3 protein-coding genes are annotated in these 1576 nt (G+C 68.4%); 2 read left to right on the forward strand and 1 reads right to left on the reverse strand.

Translation table 11 applies throughout. The features are described 5' to 3' along the window. Positions 1 to 529, forward strand: a 529-nt coding sequence (locus tag ACWGPE_RS18720; RefSeq protein WP_452049268.1) for a cytochrome P450, incomplete at its 5' end; no start/stop codon positions are given. A 55-nt stretch (positions 530 to 584) separates the two neighbouring features. Next, complete coding sequence (locus ACWGPE_RS18725; protein ID WP_044514467.1) at positions 585 to 1199, forward strand: DUF3159 domain-containing protein; 615 nt, start codon at positions 585 to 587, stop codon at positions 1197 to 1199. A 13-nt stretch (positions 1200 to 1212) separates the two neighbouring features. Here ACWGPE_RS18725 and ACWGPE_RS18730 read toward each other — a convergent pair. Next, on the reverse strand, positions 1213 to 1576 hold a 364-nt coding region (locus ACWGPE_RS18730; RefSeq protein WP_452049269.1), incomplete at its 5' end, for an oleate hydratase.

A 1576-nucleotide genomic window follows, 5' to 3' on the forward strand; every position in this document is an offset into this window, starting at 1 on the left:
TCTCATCGGCGCCGGCTTCGAAACCACCGTCAACCTCATCGGCAACGGGATCGTGCTGCTGCAGCAGCACCCCGATCAACTCGCCCTGCTGCGCGACAACCCGGACCTGTGGCCCGCCGCGGTCGAAGAGATCCTGCGCATCGAAAGCCCGGTGCAGATGACCGCGCGCACCGCGCAGTGCGACGTCGAGATGGCCGGGCGGCGGCTGCCGGCCGGAACCATGGTCGCGGTTCTGCTGGGTGGCGCCAACCGGGATCCGCGGGTGTTCACCGAGCCGACGCGCTTCGACATCACCCGCCCCAATGCCCGGGACCACCTGGCCTTCGCGTCGGGCATCCACGTCTGCCTGGGTGCGGCACTGGCCCGCATCGAAGGCGCCACCGCCCTGCGTGCGCTGTTCGAGGCCTACCCCGATCTGCGGCTGACCGAGACTCCCCGCCCGAGAGGGCTGGTCAATCTGCACGGATATGTGAAGCTGCCGGCCCTCCTCGGGACCAGGCGCACGGAGCCGGCCGGTCTGGTCTGCTGATCTGGGTACTCTCGGTGGGGACCTGCCAGATCTTGAACGCGAGGCCCACGCTCCCATGACGGATTCCCCACTCGACGGACTGATGGCGCGCGTCGGTGGCGTCAGCGGCATGGTCTATTCGGCGCTCCCGGTGACCGTGTATGCGACCGTCTCGGCGCTCTCGGGGCGGGTGCCCGCGATCATCTCCGCGCTGGCGATGGCGGCCGTCGTGCTCGGATGGCAGCTGCTGCGCCGCGAATCGGTTCGGCCCGCGGTGTGGGGATTCGTCGGGGTGGCGGGCTGTGGGCTGCTGGCCCTGGTGACCGGCCAGGCCAAGGACTTCTATCTCCCGGGGATCTGGATGTCCCTGGCTTCGGCCATCGTGATGACCGCCTCGATCTTCGTCAGGCGCCCGCTCGTCGGCGTCATCTGGGCCTGGGCCACCGGTCGCGACAGCACCTGGCGCCAGGTCCCCGGGGTGCGGCGGGTCTTCAACATCGTCACCGCCGTCCTGGCAGCCGTGTCCTGGTCGCGGTTCCTGGTGCAGAACTACCTCTACGACACGGGTCAGGACAGCTTGCTCGCGGTGGCGCGGCTGGCGATGGGCTGGCCGTTGTTCGTCGTCACCACCACGCTGGTCCTGCTCAGCGCCCGCTACGCGATCCGGGCGCTGGCACGCTCGGCGACCTGAGCGAAGCTCATCGTCAGCCGTTGCCGGCGATCAACCCGTATTCGGCCAGCAGCTCACCGACCTCGTTGTCGGTGACCTTGCCGATCACGCGCTTTCGGATGATCTCCGGGATGGGCAGCTCGACCTCCTTGCCGTCGCGCAGATGCACCGTTCCGGCGATCAGTTTGCGGACGTCGTAGGTGGAGTTGAACACCTCGGGCACCCCACGCTCGATCCCCAGCAGTTGATAGGCCGCCTCCATCCCGGTACGCACCGAGTACTCGGTGGTGAAGATGCAGTCGCGGGTGGTCTCGGCGAACTGACCGATGAACGCGAAGTTCACCGCGCCCTCCGGGACGACGGCGGGACGATCGCCCGCTTGCCGCGGCATGAAGAAC

Source organism: Agromyces sp. NPDC055658 (assembly GCF_053618155.1).